Genomic DNA, 19910 nt, shown 5'->3' with positions numbered 1-19910 from the left:
ATGAATTTCTTAGAAAGTATAAAAACAATTTTATCTTGGAGATCAATAGTAGATATAGCTATTGTCGCAACTCTATTTTATAATATTATTTCTATTTTAAAAGGCACACGTGCGGCTCAAGTCCTTATCGGAATGCTCGTTATTTTTATAGCTTTTGTAATTTCGAGCTCTCTCCAATTCGAAACGATTCATTGGATAATCAGCAAATTTTATGCGTCATTTATAATCGTAGTTATCGTTCTATTTCAAGATGATATCAGACGTTTGCTCACACGTGTTGGGCGAGGTCCATTTGTCACGGGTCTTGATGTGCTCTCTGGGACTCATATAATTGAGGAAGTAACAAATGCTGCTAAATCATTGAGTCATGAACGAATTGGAGCCCTCATTGTCTTTGAAAGATCTGTTGGCCTCGATAAGCTCTATGACCACAGTGTAAAATTAGATGCCATTGTATCTGAGCAACTCTTAAGCAGCATATTTCAGTCATTCTCTCCATTACATGATGGCGCTGTTATCATACAAAAAACCCGAATCAATTGCGCTTCTGCACAATTGCCTCTTTCAAAAAATCCTCGTTTTTCTAAGAAAATGGGAACACGCCACAGTGCTGCCGTTGGAATTTCAGAAGAGACCGATGCTGTTGTTTTGGTCGTAAGCGAAGAAACCGGGAATATATCGATTGCTTGGGAAGGTAATCTCCAAAAACAAAGTTCAGTTGAAGCAGCTCGTAAAATGTTGTCTGTTTTGCTTATTCCGCGTGGGCAAAAATCAAATTTAGTCTATTGGATAGAAAATAAAGTGATTTTTAAATATTATAAATTATCTAATAAAATTAAATCTACGCTCATGCATTCTAAAGTATTATCGACTGGCTTAGACGGTGATAAACGAAAAAATACTGATAAATTGACCAATCAAAAGAAAGTATCTTCGCTTGAAAGTCTTGCTCTTCAACAAATAGAACAAGAAAATAAACTTGCTGCAAATGCTCCACGCAATATCCACATAAAATTCCCAAAAAATTCAAAAACAAAAGACATTACATCGTCTGAAATTAAATTTATTACAAGCAATATAAATATATCACCCACTTTAAATATCAAAAAAGAAGAAAACGAAGAAAATTTTTACACAAATTCAGAAGAAAGTGATGATGTAAACAATCAAGAAAGCGAAATAAAGACAACTCAGACAAGTAAAATTAATTCTGCATTAAAAGCGCTAAATGACCTAGCACCTGAGGATAGATTCGATCCACCTATTCCAAAATCAACACCACCAAGAGATGTCTCGATTGGTGGCATCCCACTCAATCCTCCAATAGAACAAAAAAATAACAAAGAAAAGTCTATTGCTAATGATAAAGATAAGGATGAGAAGAAATAATGCCAAGTGGAAATCAAGAACAAAACTCAATATTTAAATTAATCTTTAAAATGGTTATTAATAATTTTTGGTTAAAAGTTATTTCTGTTGTTTTTGCTATTGTTTTATTCTCAATAGTTAGAACAGATAAAGATATGAGTTTTGAAAAAGTTGCTAAAATTAAACTTATAACAGCTCCAAGCATGATTATTTTAGGTTCTTCTGAACGTACGCTAGATGTCATCATCAAACAACAAAATTCACTCTTTTCGGTCTCACCAACTGACACAGAACTGACCGGAGAAATCGATATATTAAGCGAAACTCCTGGGAGAGTTCGAGTGAAAGTCACGAAAGAAAGTTTTCCAAATCTTCCCAAACATTATGCGATATTTATTGACCGTCCTTTTATAGATGTAGATATAGATAAATTACAAGAAAAAGTGATACCAGTTCAAGCTGTATTAAAAGGCGAACCGCAACCTGGCTTGACCATAGAAAAAGTAACTGTGTCACCATCACAAATAAAAGTAACAGGAGCACGTCAAGAACTTGCTAGAACACAAAGTTTGTTCACAATTCCAATTATTATAGAGGGCATAAAAAGCACACTTTCAACCGAAGCTAATATTGAACTAGAAGATAATTCTTCTCTTGCTGCGCTCGAAAAAAATGTAAAAGTCACTGTTACATTATCACCGCGTAAGTACAGTCGCATATTTAGAGCTGTTCCAATCGAATTCAGCGGTGCATCAAGAAATATAATTTCAAAATTGCAAATACGACCAAGGGTCGTTGATATTGAAGTTTCTGGAGAAAAAGATATCTTAAAAAATTTAGACCCTTCAGATGTCCGAGTTATTTTAGACACTGCGGATCTTGAAACAGGTTGGCAAGACAAACGTGTGATATTAAAAATACCTGATAATGTAACACTCGTTAAAATGAATCCAGATACAATATCAGTGCATCTCAATCCTTAAAAGGTTTTTTTTCTATGGCTAAATATTTTGGAACAGATGGTATAAGAGGCGAAGCAAATTTTGGGTCAATGACTCCAATGAATATTTTAAAAATCGCTCAATCTTTTGGTATAGCTCTCAAAAAAAGAACAAAGCGTCCAAAAGTAATTATTGGTAAAGACACGCGCGTGAGTGGATATATGATTGAAGGGATTTTTTCATCTGGACTTTGCAGTGTAGGAGTTGATGTTCTTTTCGTAGGTCCCTTACCAACACCTGGTATTGCATATTTAACTCGAGGAATGAGAGCAGATGCTGGAGTGATGATCTCTGCTAGCCACAATCCTTATCATGACAATGGTATTAAGCTTTTTGATCACAATGGATTTAAACTCCCTGATGCCGATGAAGAATTTATTGAAACACTCATTGACGATCCAAATCTGGAAAATCATCTTGTTACTTCTGATCTAATGGGCAGAGCAAAGCGAATCGACGATGCAATTGGTCAATATGCAGTTTTTTTAAAAGAAAGATTTCCAAAAAATTTAAAACTCGATGGAAAAAGAATTGTTCTGGATTGTGCACATGGCGCAGGTTATAAAGTCGCACCAAAAGTCTTTAGTGAACTTGGAGCAGAAGTGATTTGTATTAACAACGATCCGAATGGTTTTAATATTAATTTTGAAAGTGGTGCACTTCACCCTGAAAAATTACGACTCGAAGTTTTAAATTTACGCGCAGATATTGGCTTTGCTCTCGATGGCGATGCCGATAGACTCATTGTTGTCGATGAAAAAGGTAACATACTGGATGGTGACCATATTCTTGCTATGTGCGCTCTCGAAATGAAATCACAAAATCAATTACTAAATAATGGGGTTTGTGTTACCATAATGAGTAATAAAGGTTTTGACATTGCAATGCAAAATGCAGGAATACAAGTCTACAGAACAAATGTTGGCGACAGAAATGTTGTTGAAGAAATGCTTAATCGGAAACTTGTATTAGGTGGAGAACAGTCTGGTCATTTGCTTTTCCTTGACTCAAGTACAACGGGTGATGCAATTGTTGGATGCTTAAAAGTTTTAGAAATGATGTGTCGATCTGGAAAGAGTATTTCTGAGTTAACCTCTGTGATGCAAAAACTGCCACAGATCACACGAAATGTTAAAGTAACAGCAAAACCTCCAATTCGCACTCTCAAGGCAACAACTACATTATTAAAAGAATTTGAAAAAGAATTGGGTGATTCAGGAAGAATTCTATTAAGATATAGTGGAACAGAGCCTCTTGCTCGCATCACTCTGGAAGGTCCGGAGCTTTCTCGTCTCCAAACAATTGCTTTGGAACTAGAGCAGGAGCTCCTCAAAGAAATAGGATAAATAAAAAAATGAGTCCTCTAGGATTAAGTTTGAATACTCTTTCTAAGAATACAAAACTGAATCGCTTTTTAAGGCTCAATTTACTCAAATATGTTGTAAGACCTGCAAGAAAAGTAGAAGATTATGATGTAATAAAATCCACAGAATTACAGTTAGATAAAAGTGTTTCATCGGCATTTAAAAAATATTTAAACGCTATTGGCTTCAGATCGTATGTTATACCAACACAATTTGGTGAAATGCATTATTATGACAGCAATCCTAAATCCGATCTTGAACCTATAATATTTATCCATGGACTTGGTAGCAGCGCTCAAAGCTGGTGGATATTAGCTCAGATGTTAGAAAATAAACGAAGAATAATTATGCCTGATCTTTTTCATATGTCAGGATTTAGTAAAGCTAATAATCCAGTCATGGATTTTTTACAGCACTCTCAATCTGTAGTGGAACTCATTAAAAACATCACGAATGACAAAGTAGATATCTGTGGTTTAAGTTTAGGTGGTTGGATTTCACTTCATATTGCAGCAACTGAAAGCAAAATGATTAATAAAGTAATTCTAATGAATCCTGCTGGATTAAAAATTAATTTATTTGCTTTAAGAGATACGTTAACTTATTTGAGTTGGACAAAATTTCAAACGCTTTATCCAGGAATTATGAAAGCATTTCCTTATACTGGAGCGCTTTTTCTAAGTGAAACAGCTAAAAGAGCGCTTTTTCGCAACTTAAAAAGTGATCATGTTAAAGATTTACTTAAACTATCAAAACCTGAACATTTTATGGATAGTTTTTTGGGGAAAATAAAATGCCCAGTTTTATTATTATGGGGGCGTGAAGATCAGCTTTTATCAAATCAAATTCCAATTGTATTAACTAAACGGATTAACAATATCCAATCAATTTGGGTGGAAAAATGTGCACATGTTCTTTCACTAGAAGCGCCTGTTAATTGCTACTTAGAAATCAATAAATTTTTGAATTTATCAGGCATTAAGGATAATAAATTTACAAAAGCGTTACTTTCGATTTCGAAACCCTATCCTACGAACCCCATAGTCATAAAAGAGATTCATCATGATTATTGATAAAAATTTTTCACCAATTATGGAACAGGTCTTTGCTGGACGCGGATTTTCTAAAGATGAAACATCAGCTCTTGTTCATAGCATGATCGATGGCACATTATCAGATATGCGCGTGGCTGCCGTACTTACAGGTTTTCGGTTTATAACATTAACCGAAGAAATTGTTATTGCCATTCTCAATGCAATCCGAGAAAAAAACCCCATTTTTGATTCACATGACCTTGAAAGCGTTGTCGATTGTGGTGGCACAGGAGGCGATCACACTTCCACTGTAAATATTTCGACCACAGCAGCAATCGTTGCAGCAGGAGCAGGAGCAAATATTGCAAAATTTGCTGGGAAAAGTATCTCAAGTAAATCAGGAAGCAGCGATGTTTTAAAAACTCTTGATCTGACACCTGCAACAACTTTAAAAGTTGCTTATGAAAATATTAAAAAATTTAATATCGCATTTTTACCTTCGAATATATATTTTCCAAATCTTAAACACCTTGCGCATATTCGAAAAACACTCGGTTTTAAAACAATCATAGATCTTGTTTATCCCCTTGCGAATCCAATGAAACTTACAGGACAGCTTGTAGGAGTCTATAGTAAAGACTCCCTTCCACTTATGATAAATTGTTTAAAAAACTTAGGGAGAAAACGCGCAATTGTTGCACATGGAGAAGATGGCTTAGATGAAATATCTGTTTGTAGCGCAACTTATATCGCCAAACTTGAAAATGGAAAAATAACTCATGAAGTTTTAAAACCTTCCGAGTTTGGAATAAAAACGCATAAAATCAAAGATCTCATTGGAAAAGATATAGAATATAATACGAAAATATTATTAGATGTCCTTAAAAATGATGCACATCCTGCCATTATGGATGCAGTCATCATCAATACAGCAGCTATTCTTTGGTGCGCTGAAAAGTGCGATACTATTTCTGAAGGGATAGAAATTGCAAAACACTCTATATCTTCTGCAAGTGCATTGGCTACACTAGAAAAGTGGAAAAATCAAAAGTAGGATTTAAATGCTCGATTTTTTTATTTTACAGCAAAGAAATATTACAAAAATAAAAGAAAATTATTTAACGTTAAATGAATTAAAAGAGCAATGTGAATTAAATTCAATAAATAGAAAAAATTTAAATTCTTTTGCTCAAATCATGACAGAAGAGTCTTCCTTAAAGAATGAAAATTGTAAAATAATTCCAAAAATTATTCCAGACTCAGAATTTCGCCCACTTTTTTCTACAAATAATATAAGTTTGCAAAGCTCAATTGATGAAAAGATTTTTACACTATTTACCTCGGAGCTATCGTCTGATTGGAAAGACCTCATGATTTGCAAAAGCGATGATAGCTTTGTGGTGCGCAGTGGTTTTTTTTCGAGTGAATACGATATTTATGAATCAATTTTACTAGGATTTAATGGTATTATTTTATACTGCAAGGGTTTTGATAAATTCAAGATTCAATATTTTACAGAGATTGGTCGTGACTTTCATTTCTCAGTTTTTTTTCTGATTCAATCTAAACAAGAACTATTAACCGTACTTGAAACAGATGCTCCATATTTCCCAATTTTTGGTTTTAACCCTCATAGTTTTTCTCTAGATTTCAGTCTTTTAGTTAATTTAATAAATTTAATTCCAAAGACAGCTGAGCCTATTGCATATGTTGGCAAAGTAAGTAACGATAAAATTAAATTTTTACAAGATATAGGATATAAGTATATTATAAGAAGTTAAAAAAAGATAAAGATTGAATTTTAGGATAGTAAAATATTAATTATTTATATAAATGCCTAGACCACACCTTTCCTCCTTCATAAATAAATTATTCTACAAATAAAATTTCAATCCTTGAATTCACAAAGAGATAGTCATGTTAATCTTTATGTCGGATATAAAGTTTTTATCATGTGAGACTACGAATAAGACTCCGCTAAATTTATTCAAACATTCTGTTAATATTTCTATCGATTCAATGTCCAAATTATTGGTCGGTTCATCTAGAATAAAAATATCAGGAGCGTTATTCATAGCCAATAAACAAGCTAGAGCAAGCCTCACTCTTTCACCACCGCTTAAATATTTTACTTTTTTAAAAACAGAATCGCCATAGAATAAAAATCGTCCCGCTTTCACTCGCAATTCATGCTCTACAAAGTGCTCCATGGCAAATTTTTGTAAATTTTCCAAGATACTCAGTTCATCGTGCAGAAAAGAAGTCCCCTGATCCAGCAAGGCAAATTTTAAAGAACCAATTTTAATATCACCTACTGTTGGGAAAATTTGTTGAGTGATTAATTTTAATAAAGTTGATTTTCCAGATCCATTACGGCCAGTTAAATGGACTCGTTTATTGCCTATAACTGCAAAGTTGATATTTTCTTTCCACAACGAATGATTCGCATTTGAAAATCTATAATTCAAATTCTGGCACATAATCATTTCTTTTGTGCTTGGAATATTTGATTTTTTTATATCAATTTTTATTCTATATTCATCCCTTAACTCTGCCTTTTCCCTCTGAACAGCTTCAGAGTATTCCATTGTCTTATCTGCATGGATATCTTTTAAACGCGAAGTGGTATTTTGCGCATTCTCTTTCATTCTTCCCAAGACAATTTTGGGCAAGCCCAAATTAGGTATATTTTTTTTTCCTTGGACATTTCTCTTTTCTTGTTTCTCCAACAAAACATGTTCCATTTTTACTTGCTTTTTTAATCTCTCCTCGGCAAATGTAACTTTATGTAAAGCTGCTTCATTTTCTTTATTCCGCTCTTCTAAGTAAAAATCATAATTGCCTTGATATGTTCTTAGACCAAGATTTGAAATTTCAAAAATGCGATCCATCTTATTTAACAATTCACGATCATGACTTACGATTAAGTACCCAAGTCGTGAAGAGCTCAATGCTTTATAGAAATGATTTTTCCCTGCACTGTCTAAATTATTTGTCGGTTCATCGAATAAAATAATATCAGGATTTTCTAAGAGAAGTCGAGCATATAAAAAATGCATAAGCTCTCCTCCACTTATGCTTTCACCTAACCGTTGTAGATCGATATCCTCAAGCTCAAGAGATTTTAAAATAGCTTGAAGATGAGTCATAAAATCCCAATCATCATCAATTTCATGTAAATCATCTAATGTAGCTTTTCCAATATCTGCTTTTTGCAGCGCGTTTAATTTTTTTTCTACGTTCAGTATTTGAGCAATTGAAAATTTTGAAAAATCTTGTATTTTTTGTGGTAAATAGGATAATTTTCCTTCAATGACAATAGAACCTGCTGAGTATTCCATTTCTCCAGCAAGAATTCTCAATAATGTGCTTTTACCAATGCCGTTTTTCCCAATAATTCCCACTTTTTCTTTACCAAGATTAAAATTAAAATTGCGAAAAAGCAGAGTTCCGTCAGGCAAATTTTTTGCTAGATCATGTACACTAATTAGAGAAGACATATGCTCTCCGTATAATATTATTTCATTTTTATTTTGCAGGTAATTAAATTAACGAGATAGGATTAGTTATTCATGACACCCTGAGGGTAAAAATTGAACTGAACTTGAGCTTACTATATCTATCGAAAAAGTCAATTGATTTTAATTTAAAGTATTTATCTTTTATATTCAAAAAGCTTTATCCAATAATAAAGCTTTTTATGCGAAATTATCTGCGAGTGAGAAATTCTTTAAGCGCAGCTGAACCCTCTGTGACCATTTCAGTACTGCAACTGAAAGCAAAGCGAATACCATTGGCACAGCTTTCTCCAAAGCAATCACCAGGAGCACTGCCTATGCCACATTCAGCTAAAAAGTCTGAAAGCTGAGAAACCGATTTGATTTTTAATTTTTCTAATAATTCAGGTTCAACATCGCACCATAAATAAAATGCTCCTTGAGGTTTAAATGGAATTAAACCTGGGATAGCAGCAGCGGCATTGTACATAATTTCACGACGTATTTTGTATTCAGAAAGCATATAGTTTAAATGGTCACGTGGACCTGTCACAGCTGCCAGAGCTCCCCATTGAGATATGCTATTGATCCCGTTGACTGTACAACGTAATAACTTTGGAATGCGCTCTTTTAACATAGGATTTGTTGTTACGATATATCCAACTCTTAAACCGCTCATCGCATGAGTTTTTGAAAAAGAATAGAGTGAAACTGCTTTATCATAACCTTGCAATCCGCTAGCTGGAGAATAGTGTTCTCCTTCATAGACAAGATCTTCATATGCTTCATCTGCAACTAACCATAGTCCACGCTCAGCAGCCAGATTAGCAATTTTTCTTAGTTCTTCTTTTGGAACAATTGCACCTGATGGATTTTGTGGAGAGTTTACAAATATTGCTTTTGTTTTTGGTGTGATTTTATTTAAAATATCTTCATATGAATATTGATAATTTTTTGCTCTTGTAAGTGGAACGGATACAGTAACACCACCAGCAAGGCGAATATTGTCACCAATTTCTGTCCAAAGAGGTTCAGGAACAATAACTTCATCGCCTTGTGCTAACATACACTGAAAAACAACAAATAATGCATGCATCGCGCCGTTTGTAACGTAAATATCATTTTCTGTTACTTTGATATTATTTTGGAAATGCAATTTTTGCGCAAGAGCTTTACGTAAATCTGGAATACCATCATTTGGAATATAATGAGTTTTACCATCTTTAAGTGCTTTATTAATTGCTTCTGTGATATGTGGAGCTATTGAAAAACTTGGATCACCAGATTCAAGACGGTATACTTTTTTTCCGCCTGCTTGAAGCTTGAGAAGATGTTCACGTATTTGCACAATTTTACCAAAACTGATCGAGTCAAGACGGTTCATTATAATACCCCTGAATTTCACGTAAAAAACACACTAGAACATGGCAAAGAGAACCAGATCATTGATATAAAGTCAAGAATTTTACAAGAAGTTTGTAAGTTCATGTAAATACACTTAGTTATTTCCTTCCCTTTCTTATCTTAAACAAAGAATTATTAAAATGAGCCGCTCAAAACTATATCAATATAACAAATTATTATTATTGGTATTTTTTTATTTTTTTTTATTTATATAAAAATACCTATTAAGTTCCTGTAAATACCCTCGATATTCCCCTCATAGGTCACGGAAACCTCACGGATTACAGAGGAATGACCTATAAGTTCGCAAAGTACCAAGGTTGGTATTGCGAACGGTCGTTTGTGTCTCAAACACACAAATTTTGGACCATCAAGGAGGAAAAGTCATGGGACTTCGCATTCGCACCAACGTAGAATCACTTTCCGCACAAAGATTTCTTTCCAATAATAATGCAGATATGAATTCAAGCATGGAAAAATTATCATCTGGTTTAAGAATAAATAAATCATCTGATGATGCTGCTGGACTTGCAATATCTGAAGGATTAAGAGCAAAAACAAGAGGCTTAATGCAAGCAAAACGCAATGCAAATGATGGTGTTTCTCTTGTACAAGTAGCTGAAGGTGGGCTTAACGAAACAAGTAATATTTTAATAAGAATGAGAGAACTCACAGTGCAATCAGCTTCAGACACAGTTGGTATACAAGAAAGAGGATTTCTTGATAAAGAATATCAGAATTTAATGGAAGAAATTGATCGTATTTCAGACACTACAGAATTTAATGGTCGCAAATTATTAGGACCACAGACGTCTGAAAATGGTGTTATTTTACAAGTTGGATATAACGGAACAGCTAACGATATTTTAAAGTTACAACTTGGAGATGCACCTGAAGGAATTACCAGCGAAACTTTAGGAATTAAAGATTCATCATTAGCTGGTGAAGACAGAGAAAAAATCGCAGAAAATTTAAGCATAATTGATGCTGGTCTTTATATGGTTGCCAATACCCGTGCAACTCTTGGAGCAACACAATCTCGTTTAAACAGCGCCATAAGCAATATATCAGTTTCAACTGAAAATATGATGGCAGCAAATAGCCGCATTCGTGATGCTGATTTTGCTGAAGAAACAGCAAAAATGACGCAAAGCCGCATTCTGAGTCAAGCAGGACTAGCTGTTTTATCTCAAGCAAATCAGCGACCTGAAATGGCTTTATCACTCCTTCGTTAATTCAAAAAATAAAACATAAGGAATAAAAGCCATGGGATTAAGAATTAAATCAAATGTTGAAAGCTTGATTGCACAAAGACGCTTGAATGAAAATGAAGAACAATTAAGCGATAGCATAGAAAAGTTAGCATCCGGTTTAAGAATTAATAAATCTTCGGACGATGCCGCAGGACTTGCAATTTCAGAAACAATGCGAGCAAAAATAAGAGGATTTGCTCAAGCAAAGAGAAATGCATCGGATGGGATTTCTTTTTTGCAAACAGGTGAAGGCGGATTAAGTGAGCTCAATAATTTAATTATTCGTATGCGTGAATTAACCACACAAGCAGCAAGCGATACAGTAAGTTCAACAGAAAGAAGTTACCTTAATAAAGAATTTCAGGAACTTGGTTCCGAAATCAATCGTATTAAAGATCAAACTGAATTCAATGGCAAAAGCCTTTTTTCAGAGGAAGGACAAAAAGATATCGCTATTCAAGTTGGAGTTAATTTTAGAAAAGCAAACGGTGATACAAATAATGAAAATGAAACCATTAAGTTAAAATTTGAAGATCTAAGCGAGTTAAATGAATCACTCGCGAATTTAAAGGATTTAAATATTGAAGGCGAAAGTGGAGATGAATTAGGCGGAAGTGACACAGAAAAAATATTTTCAAATTTAGATGACTCTATGCTAAAGATTACTAAGGCACGTGCAACGTTTGGCGCTTTGCAAAGCCGATTGAACTCAACAATCACATCAATCGATGTAGGGAGTGAAAACTTGAGTGCAGCACAGTCACGAATTCGGGATGTTGACTATGGATCCGAAAGTGCGCGTTTTACCCAAAATAAAATTCTTGTTGCTGCAGGAACTGCTGTACTTGCACAAGCAAATCAGCTTCCAGAACATATATTGCACCTAATTGGGTAGCGGAGTAATTGAATGGCGCTTGAAATCAAACAAGGACTTAAAACATCACAAAGAATTTCACTTTCAGCTGAATTAAAAAATTCTATAACAATTTTAACATTAGGAAGAATTGAGCTCGAAAAGTTTGTCAATGAAGAATTAGAAAAAAATCCTTGCCTTGTTGATATTTCAAATTCAAACAAAAAAGAACAAAAAAATCACTATGAAGAATTGAAGTATGCTCTTCAAAAATCATTTAATCAGAGCGATTTTCTCGAAAAATTTAATGATATAAATGGATCGGAAGAAATTTCTTCAGCAAATCAAAGAAAAGAATTTCCAGATAATTCAGCTATTCACTCAATTCATGATTTCATTGAAAATCAAATATCCACTCAACGTCTCAGCCCGTATGAAAAAGAATGTGTGCATATTGTTCTTCAATATATTGATGACAATGGATTTATCAATACAAAATTAAATATTATTGCAGAAAGTCATTCTATCCATGAAGATGATCTTATTTTTGCTCTTGAATTAATTCAAAAATGCGAACCAGCAGGTGTGGGCGCTCGAGATCTCCAAGAATGTCTTTTGCTTCAGTATAATAAGCTAGAGAAAAAATCAAAATTTGTTGAAAAAATCCTTACAGTATACTGGGAAGAGTTTCAAAAACAGAATTTTCAAAAAATTGCAAAAAATGAAAAAATGACTCTGGAAAAAGTGAAAGAATCTTTCCGTTTTATTAAAGCAAATTTAGATCCAAAACCAGCAAGGCAGTTTGGTACACAAACTAATCAAATTATAATTCCAGATGTATTTGTCTATAAAAGAGATAATGAATGGATTTGCAGTTTAAATGAAAACGATTTGCCTCGACTTAAACTTTCAAAAAAGTACACGAAACTGATTAAAGATATAAAAGAAAGTATGGATAGAAAAAATAATAAAGAAACATACAAATATATTTCAGAAAATATTAAATCTGCAAAATGGCTCGTAAGATCACTTGCGGAAAGAGACAAAACAATTTTAAAAGTTGTTGACACTATTCTTAAATATCAAAAAAGATTTTTTGAATATGGCGTTGATTTCCTCACCCCAATGACCCTTAAAACCGTTGCACAAGAGCTTAATTTACATGAAAGTACAATTTCTCGAGCAACATCAGGGAAATATCTTTATTCACCTCGGGGAATTTTTGAATTAAAATACTTTTTTAACGCATCAGTCGAGAACAATGCTGGGAAAGAATTGGCGAATGAATCAATCAAGCAGCATGTCGCTGATTTCATTAGAAATGAAGATAAGTCGAAACCTCTCTCCGATCAAGAAATTGTTGAAAAAATGTTTAAAGAAAAAAACATTAAAATTGCACGCCGCACAATCTCTAAATACAGAGAATCTTTGGGAATTCTTTCTTCTGCGAAAAGAATCCAAAGGTTTTGACCGTTTAGCCAAAAATACTTGACATCCAATCCATTTCATGCTAGCTTTCAGCAAGATATTGAATACATTTATTGTTCAATATCTTGCTGTAGTCCTTAACTTTTGACGGGTAATTTCCGATAAATTTTAAATGTCCTACCAAATCCCAAAGAGGAGGTTACATGAGAGTCGACGTGCAGTTTGTAAATTTCCCTAAATCAAAATTAATCCAATCCTATGTTAAAGAAAAAATCTTAGATTGTATTGAAAAGTTTTCGGCAAATACCACATCCGTTAAAGCATTTTTTAGTGTAGACGGTATTGAGCATCATGTGAAAATATCTGTAATTGCCGGTAAACTCAGCACATGTGTGAACGCAAATTCGAATGATATCGGCTATTGCATTGATAAAGTTCTTTCTAAGCTAGAATCATCTCTTAGAAAGGTTTCAAAAAAAGCTCGACACAAACGTGCTGAATTTTCTTCGGTAAGTGAAATGTCTGACTATAGTGCAACAAATTTAAGATTGCGTAAAATTAGAAATCAAAATACTGAAAATATTTTTGATAAATTTGAAACTCATTTTGTCTCTGATTTTGAGGATCACGTTCGTAAAGTCAGTTAAAGTAACTTTACAACTATTTGTATATTAGAGGGATCAGTTTTCTGACCCTCTTTTTTAATATCAAAAATCATATAATATAGTTTAAGCACAAGTCTTCGGATTGACAGAATTGAATTTTTTACCTATCAACAGTACGACTTCTTTGAGGTCACCTTTCTTAAGCACTTCTTCGTTAAGCAGGTGAATTTAACATGGCAAGTGAATTACTTCGCAATTTAATTAAAGAGCAATCGACTCCGCTCTACCTAGAAGCTCGCAGCAAAGAAGATGTGATAAAGGAAATATCCTTAAAAATTTCTCAAGTAAAAAAAAATCTTAAAGAAGAAGAAATATTCATAGGTCTTTCAGAACGTGAAGCGAAAGCCAGCACCGGTGTGGATCTCGGAGTTGCTATACCTCATACTTCTTTAACTAAAATAGTTGACACTGAACTTTATTTTTTTCTTGCCCCACATGGCATAGAGTTTAGCTCACTTGACTCCGAACTCTCTTATCTTTTTTTCGTTATTCTTTCGCCTAAAAACCCTAAAAAACCATATATTTCTTCATTAAAAATAATGGCTGATATATGTCGAACAATGCGCATTGATCGTGTGAGATTTAAGCTCAAATCGGCGAAAAGTTTACCTGAAGTGTTACAAATCTTGGAGGGGTGAATGAATGAAATTCATTTAACTGAATCTCAAAATAAAAAAAATTTAGTTATTATTTCTGGACTGGCAGGTTCAGGGAAAACAATTGCAATCCATGCTCTTGAGGATATGGGGTATTATTGCATCGATAATTTACCCTCTGTCCTATTAAAAGCTTTTACAGAATCAATAAAATCAGGCAAGATTAAAAATCCATACATAGCTCTCGCTCTCGACTCCCGCGATACAGATATTCCAAATACCTTTCAAGAAAATTATGAAGTTCTTTCAACAATCTGTGATTTGCAAATACTTTATTTAAAAGCATCCGATGAAATAGTTGTCAAACGTTTTCGCGAGACACGTAGACAACATCCTTTAAATTCAAATGCTCCAAATTTAAGCTTACTTGAAGCAATTAAACTCGATGCAGTTACGTTAGAGCCAATTAAAAATCTTGCCAATCGAATGTTAGACACTTCTAATATGTCAACGCAGAATCTTAAAAAGTTTCTCCATAATCATTTTGCAATATCTGATTTTAAAAAACATCTATTGCTGAATATTGTCTCTTTTGGCTTTAAATATGGCACCCCAACTGATCTCGATACAATTTTTGACGTCCGCTGTTTTAAAAATCCGCACTATGAAACGCATTTACGTGAACTCACAGGTCTTGAGCCCGCAGTGAAAAATTATGTTTTTTCTGATGAGCGCGTTCCTCTTTTTATAGACAAAGTTGTTGAATTAATTCAATTTCTGTATCCTAATTATTTGGAAGAGGGAAAACATTATTTTTCAATTGGCATCGGCTGCACTGGAGGAAAGCATCGTAGTGTCGCCATTTCTGAAGAGCTAGCGCGTATTTTTAGGGAAAGACTCCCTTTTGTCAATGTCGAACATCGGCATGCCGATTTAGAATAGAGGAATCTTCCCTCTTGACCAATACTGACAACCGATACAACTTATGGGTATGGTTCTCAGATGTTTTGAACCAATTTCTGAAAGGGTAACTCATGTCCGACTTAGTATCAAAAATCACCGATAAAAACTTTCAAACAGAAGTCCTTGAAAGCAAAATTCCTGTTCTCGTCGACTTTTGGGCAGACTGGTGTGGTCCTTGCCTTGCACTTGCTCCTGTATTAGAGCAAATCGCGAAGGAGCACCCTGAAAAAATCAAAGTCTGCAAAGTAAATGTCGAAGAAAATCCACAACTTGCAGCAAAATTCAACATCCGTAACATTCCTTTTTTAGCATTTGTTAAAGATGGTCAAAAAGTTGCAGAACTTGTTGGCAACCAACCCAAAAAAGTAATTTTAAATCAAATAGAAGCATTGCATGATAGCGGAGCTAATTGAAAATCACGATGACTTTCACTCCAACTCGTTTTAAAAACGAAAATATTTTGTTGAAAATTCTTTCCTGTGAGTTTGAACGAGAGAATGAGTTTTCAGCAATTATAGCCATTGATGAAGTCGGACGAGGCTGTGTTGCAGGATCGGTCGTAAGCTGTGCAAGCCTTTGGGTCCGTAAAAATATTTATAAAAACATCCATTCTAAAGAACAAGAATGGCTTGCACACATACGAGATAGCAAAAAACTCTCTGAGAAAAAACGAAAAATCTGTTTTGAACAAGTAATGAAAGAATATAATTATTCTTTCATTACTTTACCAATAGATAAAGATTCTCCCAAAAGTCCGAATGATATTTTTAAATCCAAGATAAAAAAGAAAATCGATTTGGCTTGTTATCCAAATGAATTAAACCCTATTAATTCAGAGAAATCAACAGAATTTGAGTGTATTTCTTTTGCATTAGGAGAAGTAAATTCACAAGAGGTGGATGAGTTTAATATTTGGAACTCAGTTCAACTTGCAGCATCACGTGCACTTGAGCTATTATTTCATGTAACGAACTTAAATATAATAGATAAAAATAGTATTTTCAGCCAAGCGATTTTATTAATGGATGGAAACCATTCTATTAAAATCCCTTCCCGTTATAAAGACAATATACAAATTACTGTAATAAAAGCTGATGATCTGTTTGTCTGTGTTGGCTTTTCCAGTATATTAGCAAAAGTTTATCGTGATAGCTGTATGGAAACTCAAGATTCTTGCTATCCGATTTATGGCTTTGCTAACCACAAAGGCTACGGCACACCAAAACACCTTGCTATTATTCAAGAATGTGGTGTCAGTCCCATCCACCGCTCAAGCTTTCTGAAAAACTATATACCACATACATCTTCTTGATGAATTAAGAGAGTTTCTACTCAGTCGAGCTAAAGCTGCCCCTGCAAAATCCGATATCTAGAATGAAGCTAAATCATATCCTCAACAAGCAAAGGATTCTGAGGATATGTTTATGATATTCAAGGAGTTTTTAGAGGTGAAGAACAGCACGACGTCAATCAAAGTAGATGTTTCCTATGAGCTTTATAGAGAGCTTGCAGGGGAAATTTGCGCTCCTATCGATGACAGCGACTTGACCTATGATTTACGTTATGAACTTTATACGAGTAAATTGACTTATTTATATAATATTCAAGAACAATGTTTCCGCTGTATAAACTCTGATATCACTACAGACACCTATACAAAAGAAGACTTATCTATTATTCAAGATGCCATTGAAATTACCAAAGAGTTTTTACGCCAAACCATTCGTGAAGCGCTGATTAGCAGTCTAAATTCAGCAGAAAAGAAGGCTCTTCATGGCACCAGAAATTCACAACATTCTTGAAGTGTTTGAACGGATGTCGCTCGATGACAAAGCCTACCTCACTTTTTCAAATGAAGAGAACATGCAGGTGTGTCTTAGCTATCATAAGCAAACCGATCAAAGGAATTGGTCTATTTGGTTTTCAGTAAATGAAGAAGCTTCAAGGCAGACAATTTCAGTAAATCACTTACAATCTGTGTTGAAAGCATTTAAAGTGCACGAAGAACTTTTCATAACTGAAATTTCAGGACTTTTGCTGCTACAAACTGCTTTTGCAGATGAATTTATTCGACAGATGGTCGAACTTTTCGGCAACGAAAAAGTGCAAAAAAGTATTTTGGCAACTCAAAATTTTATGGACGAATTGTCTATCCAAATGAGAAGGTATATTCTTGAGCTCGATGGAGAGAATACAGCAAAACGGAAAAATAAAAAAACATTTAAAATAGTAAAGTAACAAATATGAATACGGAAAAGAAATCAGATCGATATAATAAAATTGATTTATGGGAAACCAAAGATATTTTACAAGCTATATTGGAATCACAACTCAACGCTGTTTCAATTATTGAAAATGTATTGAGCGATTTGGAAGTAGCAATTACAAAAGCACTGCCGCTGATAAAAGGAGGTGGGCGAATTATTTGTGCAGGAGCAGGAACATCGGGAAGAATTGCTGCACAAGAGTGTTCAGAGCTTTTTCCAACTTTTTCTTGGCCAAAAGAAAAAACGATATTCTTAATTGCTGGTGGTCATAAAGCACTCACTGATGCTATAGAACATGCTGAAGATGATATTGAAAGTGGTGAAAAAGAAACAAAAAAATTAAAATTAAATCGTAAAGATATCGTCATTTGTTTATCCGCAAGTGGAAGAACACCTTACACACTCGGTGTATTACGAGAAGCAAACTTGGCTGGCTCTCTCACAATTGGAATTGCGTCAACAGCACATTCGCCCCTCCTTAAGGAAGCACAAATTAAACTTTTCGTAGACACTGGACCTGAAATTATAGCAGGTTCAACTCGCATGAAAGCAGGAACAGCTCAGAAAATTCTCCTCAATATGTTTACATCTACTCTAATGATCCATTTAAATCGAGTATACGATTCTTATATGGTTGATCTTGTGGCGACAAATGAAAAATTAATCAATAGAAGCATTCACATTGTTTCAGATATTTGTAAAGTTGACAATGAAACAGCGCACACAGCTCTTATCAAATGCAAAGGAAATGCTAAACTCGCATGCGTCTATATTAAGAAAAAAGATCTGAAACAAGCAGAAAAACTTCTTAAGGAATACGAAGGCAATCTAAGAAAATGCCTAGAAGATTAATAATTTTTAACTGAGAGAATAGTCTCTTTACCTTGAATTTCTAAATATAAAGAACAAATGTTTTCTTGGCAGCGTATAATATATTGAGGATAACTTGGACCATACGTAGCGTATGCATGCAGATTTAATTCGTCGAGCAGATTTTGCTGAAATGCTTCATTTGGAAAAATATCTCCCCATATTGATTTGAGAAATAAAATATTTTCTTTCAAAATTATTTCAGCGTCTTTTAAATTTAAATTTGCTAAATTATTTTGTAAAACTTTTAATTTATATTTTACCGGCTTTTCATCTTCATGAAAGCACAAATAGGGTGTTTTACTTATGAGATCAAAATAATTTCCTAAATACTCATATAGAATTCCTTTTTTCTTTGAATAACTTTTTAAAAATAATTGTTTACACTTTTTATGTTCCCAGATATAAAATGAATTAATTTTTGCTGATAAATTTAAATTTTCAACCATTTCAATGTCAAATGGTATTAAAGGAACCGAATACTTTCCAAATATTTTTAAAGCATCAATTCTTTTTCTCCTTTCTACTTTAGATTTTTCATTTAATATATTATATAAAATGTATCTTACTTCTTTTTTTTCTGATGATATTGGGGTAAAATAAATAGACCTATCTAGCATAATAGGATCACCATAAGAATTTACATTTGTTAATAAACCATGAAAAACTTTGTTAAATTTTTGTGACTTGAGGATATAATCTGGCACAAAAGAAATTTTATTATAAGAAACATCTACATATTCAATACTTCTCAGTCTCAATAATAAATCTGGCATCAGATTTAAATTATTATAGGACAAATCAATTACCTTTAGGTTATTTAATTCAAATATTAATTCAGGAATACTTTCAATCATATTATTTTTTAGAGATAAATACTTCAATTTTTTTAGAGATAAAATTGGGGATAAATCCTTAATTTCTTTATTTTCTAAATTGAGAGTATCTCCACTTTCCAAACTTGAGCTTTCCTTAAAACTATCCCACATATTTCTTCTGCTTTTTTTTACTAAATCTACCATATCATGATTTTTGTTATCTCTCTTATAATATTCAAGGATTGCCAAAGCAGTTTTTTGTGCTTCAGTCCCATTTCCTAATTCAGAAATCCAGTCATCTATTAAATAATTAAAATGTAATTTTATCTTCTGATAGCTTTCTTGCAGTGTTGATTGAACAATAAAATCGCAAGATGTCAATGTATTAATTAAAGGGAAAAACAAATTTTTGAATACTATTTCTCCGTTATTCAATTCAAAATCAATTTGTTTACAAAATGATCTTTGCATGAAAGAGTTATCGAGATAAATTTTTTTACTATTTGCAAACTCTGAAGGCATAGATATA

General features: G+C 33.5%; 20 protein-coding genes. 17 read left to right on the top strand and 3 right to left on the bottom strand.

The window, feature by feature from the left end; genetic code table 11:
• From cdaA to H7355_RS05415, 6 genes are read left to right on the top strand one after another with little or no spacing between them, the layout of a single operon-like run.
• Complete coding sequence (gene cdaA, locus H7355_RS05440; RefSeq protein WP_186645705.1) at positions 1 to 1389, top strand: diadenylate cyclase CdaA; 1389 nt, start codon at positions 1 to 3, stop codon at positions 1387 to 1389.
• Positions 1389 to 2351 carry a CdaR family protein gene (locus H7355_RS05435; protein WP_186645704.1) on the top strand — a complete coding sequence of 321 codons (963 nt, stop codon included), beginning with the start codon at positions 1389 to 1391 and terminating at the stop codon, positions 2349 to 2351. Before cdaA ends, H7355_RS05435 begins: the two co-directional genes overlap by 1 nt.
• Positions 2352 to 2365: 14 nt before the next feature.
• Positions 2366 to 3715, top strand: a complete 1350-nt coding sequence (gene glmM, locus H7355_RS05430) for a phosphoglucosamine mutase (RefSeq protein ID WP_186645703.1) — start codon at positions 2366 to 2368, stop codon at positions 3713 to 3715.
• Positions 3716 to 3723: 8 nt separating this feature from the next.
• Positions 3724 to 4806, top strand: a complete 1083-nt coding sequence (locus H7355_RS05425) for an alpha/beta fold hydrolase (protein WP_186645702.1) — start codon at positions 3724 to 3726, stop codon at positions 4804 to 4806.
• Complete coding sequence (gene trpD / locus H7355_RS05420; protein ID WP_186645701.1) at positions 4796 to 5821, top strand: anthranilate phosphoribosyltransferase; 1026 nt, start codon at positions 4796 to 4798, stop codon at positions 5819 to 5821. The genes H7355_RS05425 and trpD overlap by 11 nt, the downstream gene beginning before the upstream one ends.
• Positions 5822 to 5828: 7 nt before the next feature.
• On the top strand, positions 5829 to 6548 hold the full coding sequence (locus H7355_RS05415) for a hypothetical protein (protein WP_186645700.1): 720 nt from the start codon (positions 5829 to 5831) through the stop codon (positions 6546 to 6548).
• Between the two features lie 120 nt (positions 6549 to 6668).
• Here H7355_RS05415 and H7355_RS05410 read toward each other — a convergent pair whose 3' ends face one another.
• Positions 6669 to 8267, bottom strand: a complete 1599-nt coding sequence (locus H7355_RS05410; RefSeq protein ID WP_186645699.1) for an ABC-F family ATP-binding cassette domain-containing protein — start codon at positions 8265 to 8267, stop codon at positions 6669 to 6671.
• 208 nt (positions 8268 to 8475) lie between these two features.
• Positions 8476 to 9648, bottom strand: coding sequence for a pyridoxal phosphate-dependent aminotransferase (locus tag H7355_RS05405; protein WP_186645698.1), 1173 nt, complete (start codon positions 9646 to 9648; stop codon positions 8476 to 8478).
• Between the two features lie 406 nt (positions 9649 to 10054).
• Here H7355_RS05405 and H7355_RS05400 point away from each other — a divergent pair, with 406 nt between their 5' ends.
• The 11 genes from H7355_RS05400 to H7355_RS05350 all read left to right on the top strand — a co-directional run bounded on the left by H7355_RS05400 (position 10055) and on the right by H7355_RS05350 (position 18545).
• Positions 10055 to 10903 (top strand): flagellin N-terminal helical domain-containing protein, encoded by an 849-nt coding sequence (locus H7355_RS05400; protein WP_186645697.1) that lies wholly within the window; start codon positions 10055 to 10057, stop codon positions 10901 to 10903.
• Between the two features lie 31 nt (positions 10904 to 10934).
• Positions 10935 to 11816, top strand: a complete 882-nt coding sequence (locus H7355_RS05395) for a flagellin N-terminal helical domain-containing protein (protein WP_186645696.1) — start codon at positions 10935 to 10937, stop codon at positions 11814 to 11816.
• Between the two features lie 12 nt (positions 11817 to 11828).
• A complete protein-coding gene (gene rpoN / locus H7355_RS05390; RefSeq protein WP_186645695.1) occupies positions 11829 to 13244 on the top strand; it encodes an RNA polymerase factor sigma-54 in 1416 nt (471 codons plus the stop codon).
• A gap of 161 nt (positions 13245 to 13405) precedes the next feature.
• Positions 13406 to 13849, top strand: a complete 444-nt coding sequence (locus H7355_RS05385; RefSeq protein WP_186645694.1) for an HPF/RaiA family ribosome-associated protein — start codon at positions 13406 to 13408, stop codon at positions 13847 to 13849.
• A gap of 191 nt (positions 13850 to 14040) precedes the next feature.
• Positions 14041 to 14505, top strand: a complete 465-nt coding sequence (locus H7355_RS05380) for a PTS sugar transporter subunit IIA (protein ID WP_186645693.1) — start codon at positions 14041 to 14043, stop codon at positions 14503 to 14505.
• Positions 14506 to 15405 (top strand): RNase adapter RapZ, encoded by a 900-nt coding sequence (rapZ, locus tag H7355_RS05375; protein ID WP_186645692.1) that lies wholly within the window; start codon positions 14506 to 14508, stop codon positions 15403 to 15405.
• Between the two features lie 92 nt (positions 15406 to 15497).
• On the top strand, positions 15498 to 15839 hold the full coding sequence (gene trxA, locus H7355_RS05370; protein ID WP_186645691.1) for a thioredoxin: 342 nt from the start codon (positions 15498 to 15500) through the stop codon (positions 15837 to 15839).
• Positions 15840 to 15847: 8 nt separating this feature from the next.
• Positions 15848 to 16738, top strand: coding sequence for a ribonuclease HII (locus H7355_RS05365; RefSeq protein WP_186645690.1), 891 nt, complete (start codon positions 15848 to 15850; stop codon positions 16736 to 16738).
• Between the two features lie 136 nt (positions 16739 to 16874).
• Positions 16875 to 17228: a hypothetical protein gene (locus H7355_RS05360; RefSeq protein ID WP_186645689.1), complete on the top strand. Its 354-nt coding sequence runs from the start codon at positions 16875 to 16877 to the stop codon at positions 17226 to 17228.
• Positions 17200 to 17664: a hypothetical protein gene (locus H7355_RS05355; RefSeq protein ID WP_186645688.1), complete on the top strand. Its 465-nt coding sequence runs from the start codon at positions 17200 to 17202 to the stop codon at positions 17662 to 17664. Before H7355_RS05360 ends, H7355_RS05355 begins: the two co-directional genes overlap by 29 nt.
• Before the next feature lie 5 nt (positions 17665 to 17669).
• The gene (locus tag H7355_RS05350; protein WP_186645687.1) at positions 17670 to 18545 is read left to right on the top strand and encodes an N-acetylmuramic acid 6-phosphate etherase; all 876 of its coding nucleotides are present in this window, start codon (positions 17670 to 17672) and stop codon (positions 18543 to 18545) included.
• Here the strand turns inward: H7355_RS05350 and H7355_RS05345 are convergent.
• Positions 18542 to 19852: a leucine-rich repeat domain-containing protein gene (locus H7355_RS05345; protein ID WP_186645686.1), complete on the bottom strand. Its 1311-nt coding sequence runs from the start codon at positions 19850 to 19852 to the stop codon at positions 18542 to 18544. The two genes, H7355_RS05350 and H7355_RS05345, sit on opposite strands and share 4 nt — an antisense overlap.
• Between the last annotated feature and the right edge of the window lie 58 nt (positions 19853 to 19910).

The sequence above is a fragment of the Fluviispira vulneris genome, assembly GCF_014281055.1.
GTDB lineage: Bacteria > Bdellovibrionota_B > Oligoflexia > Silvanigrellales > Silvanigrellaceae > Silvanigrella > Silvanigrella vulneris.
The sequence above is the reverse complement of the archived record's forward strand: the minus strand, read 5'-3'. Positions and strand labels throughout refer to the sequence as shown.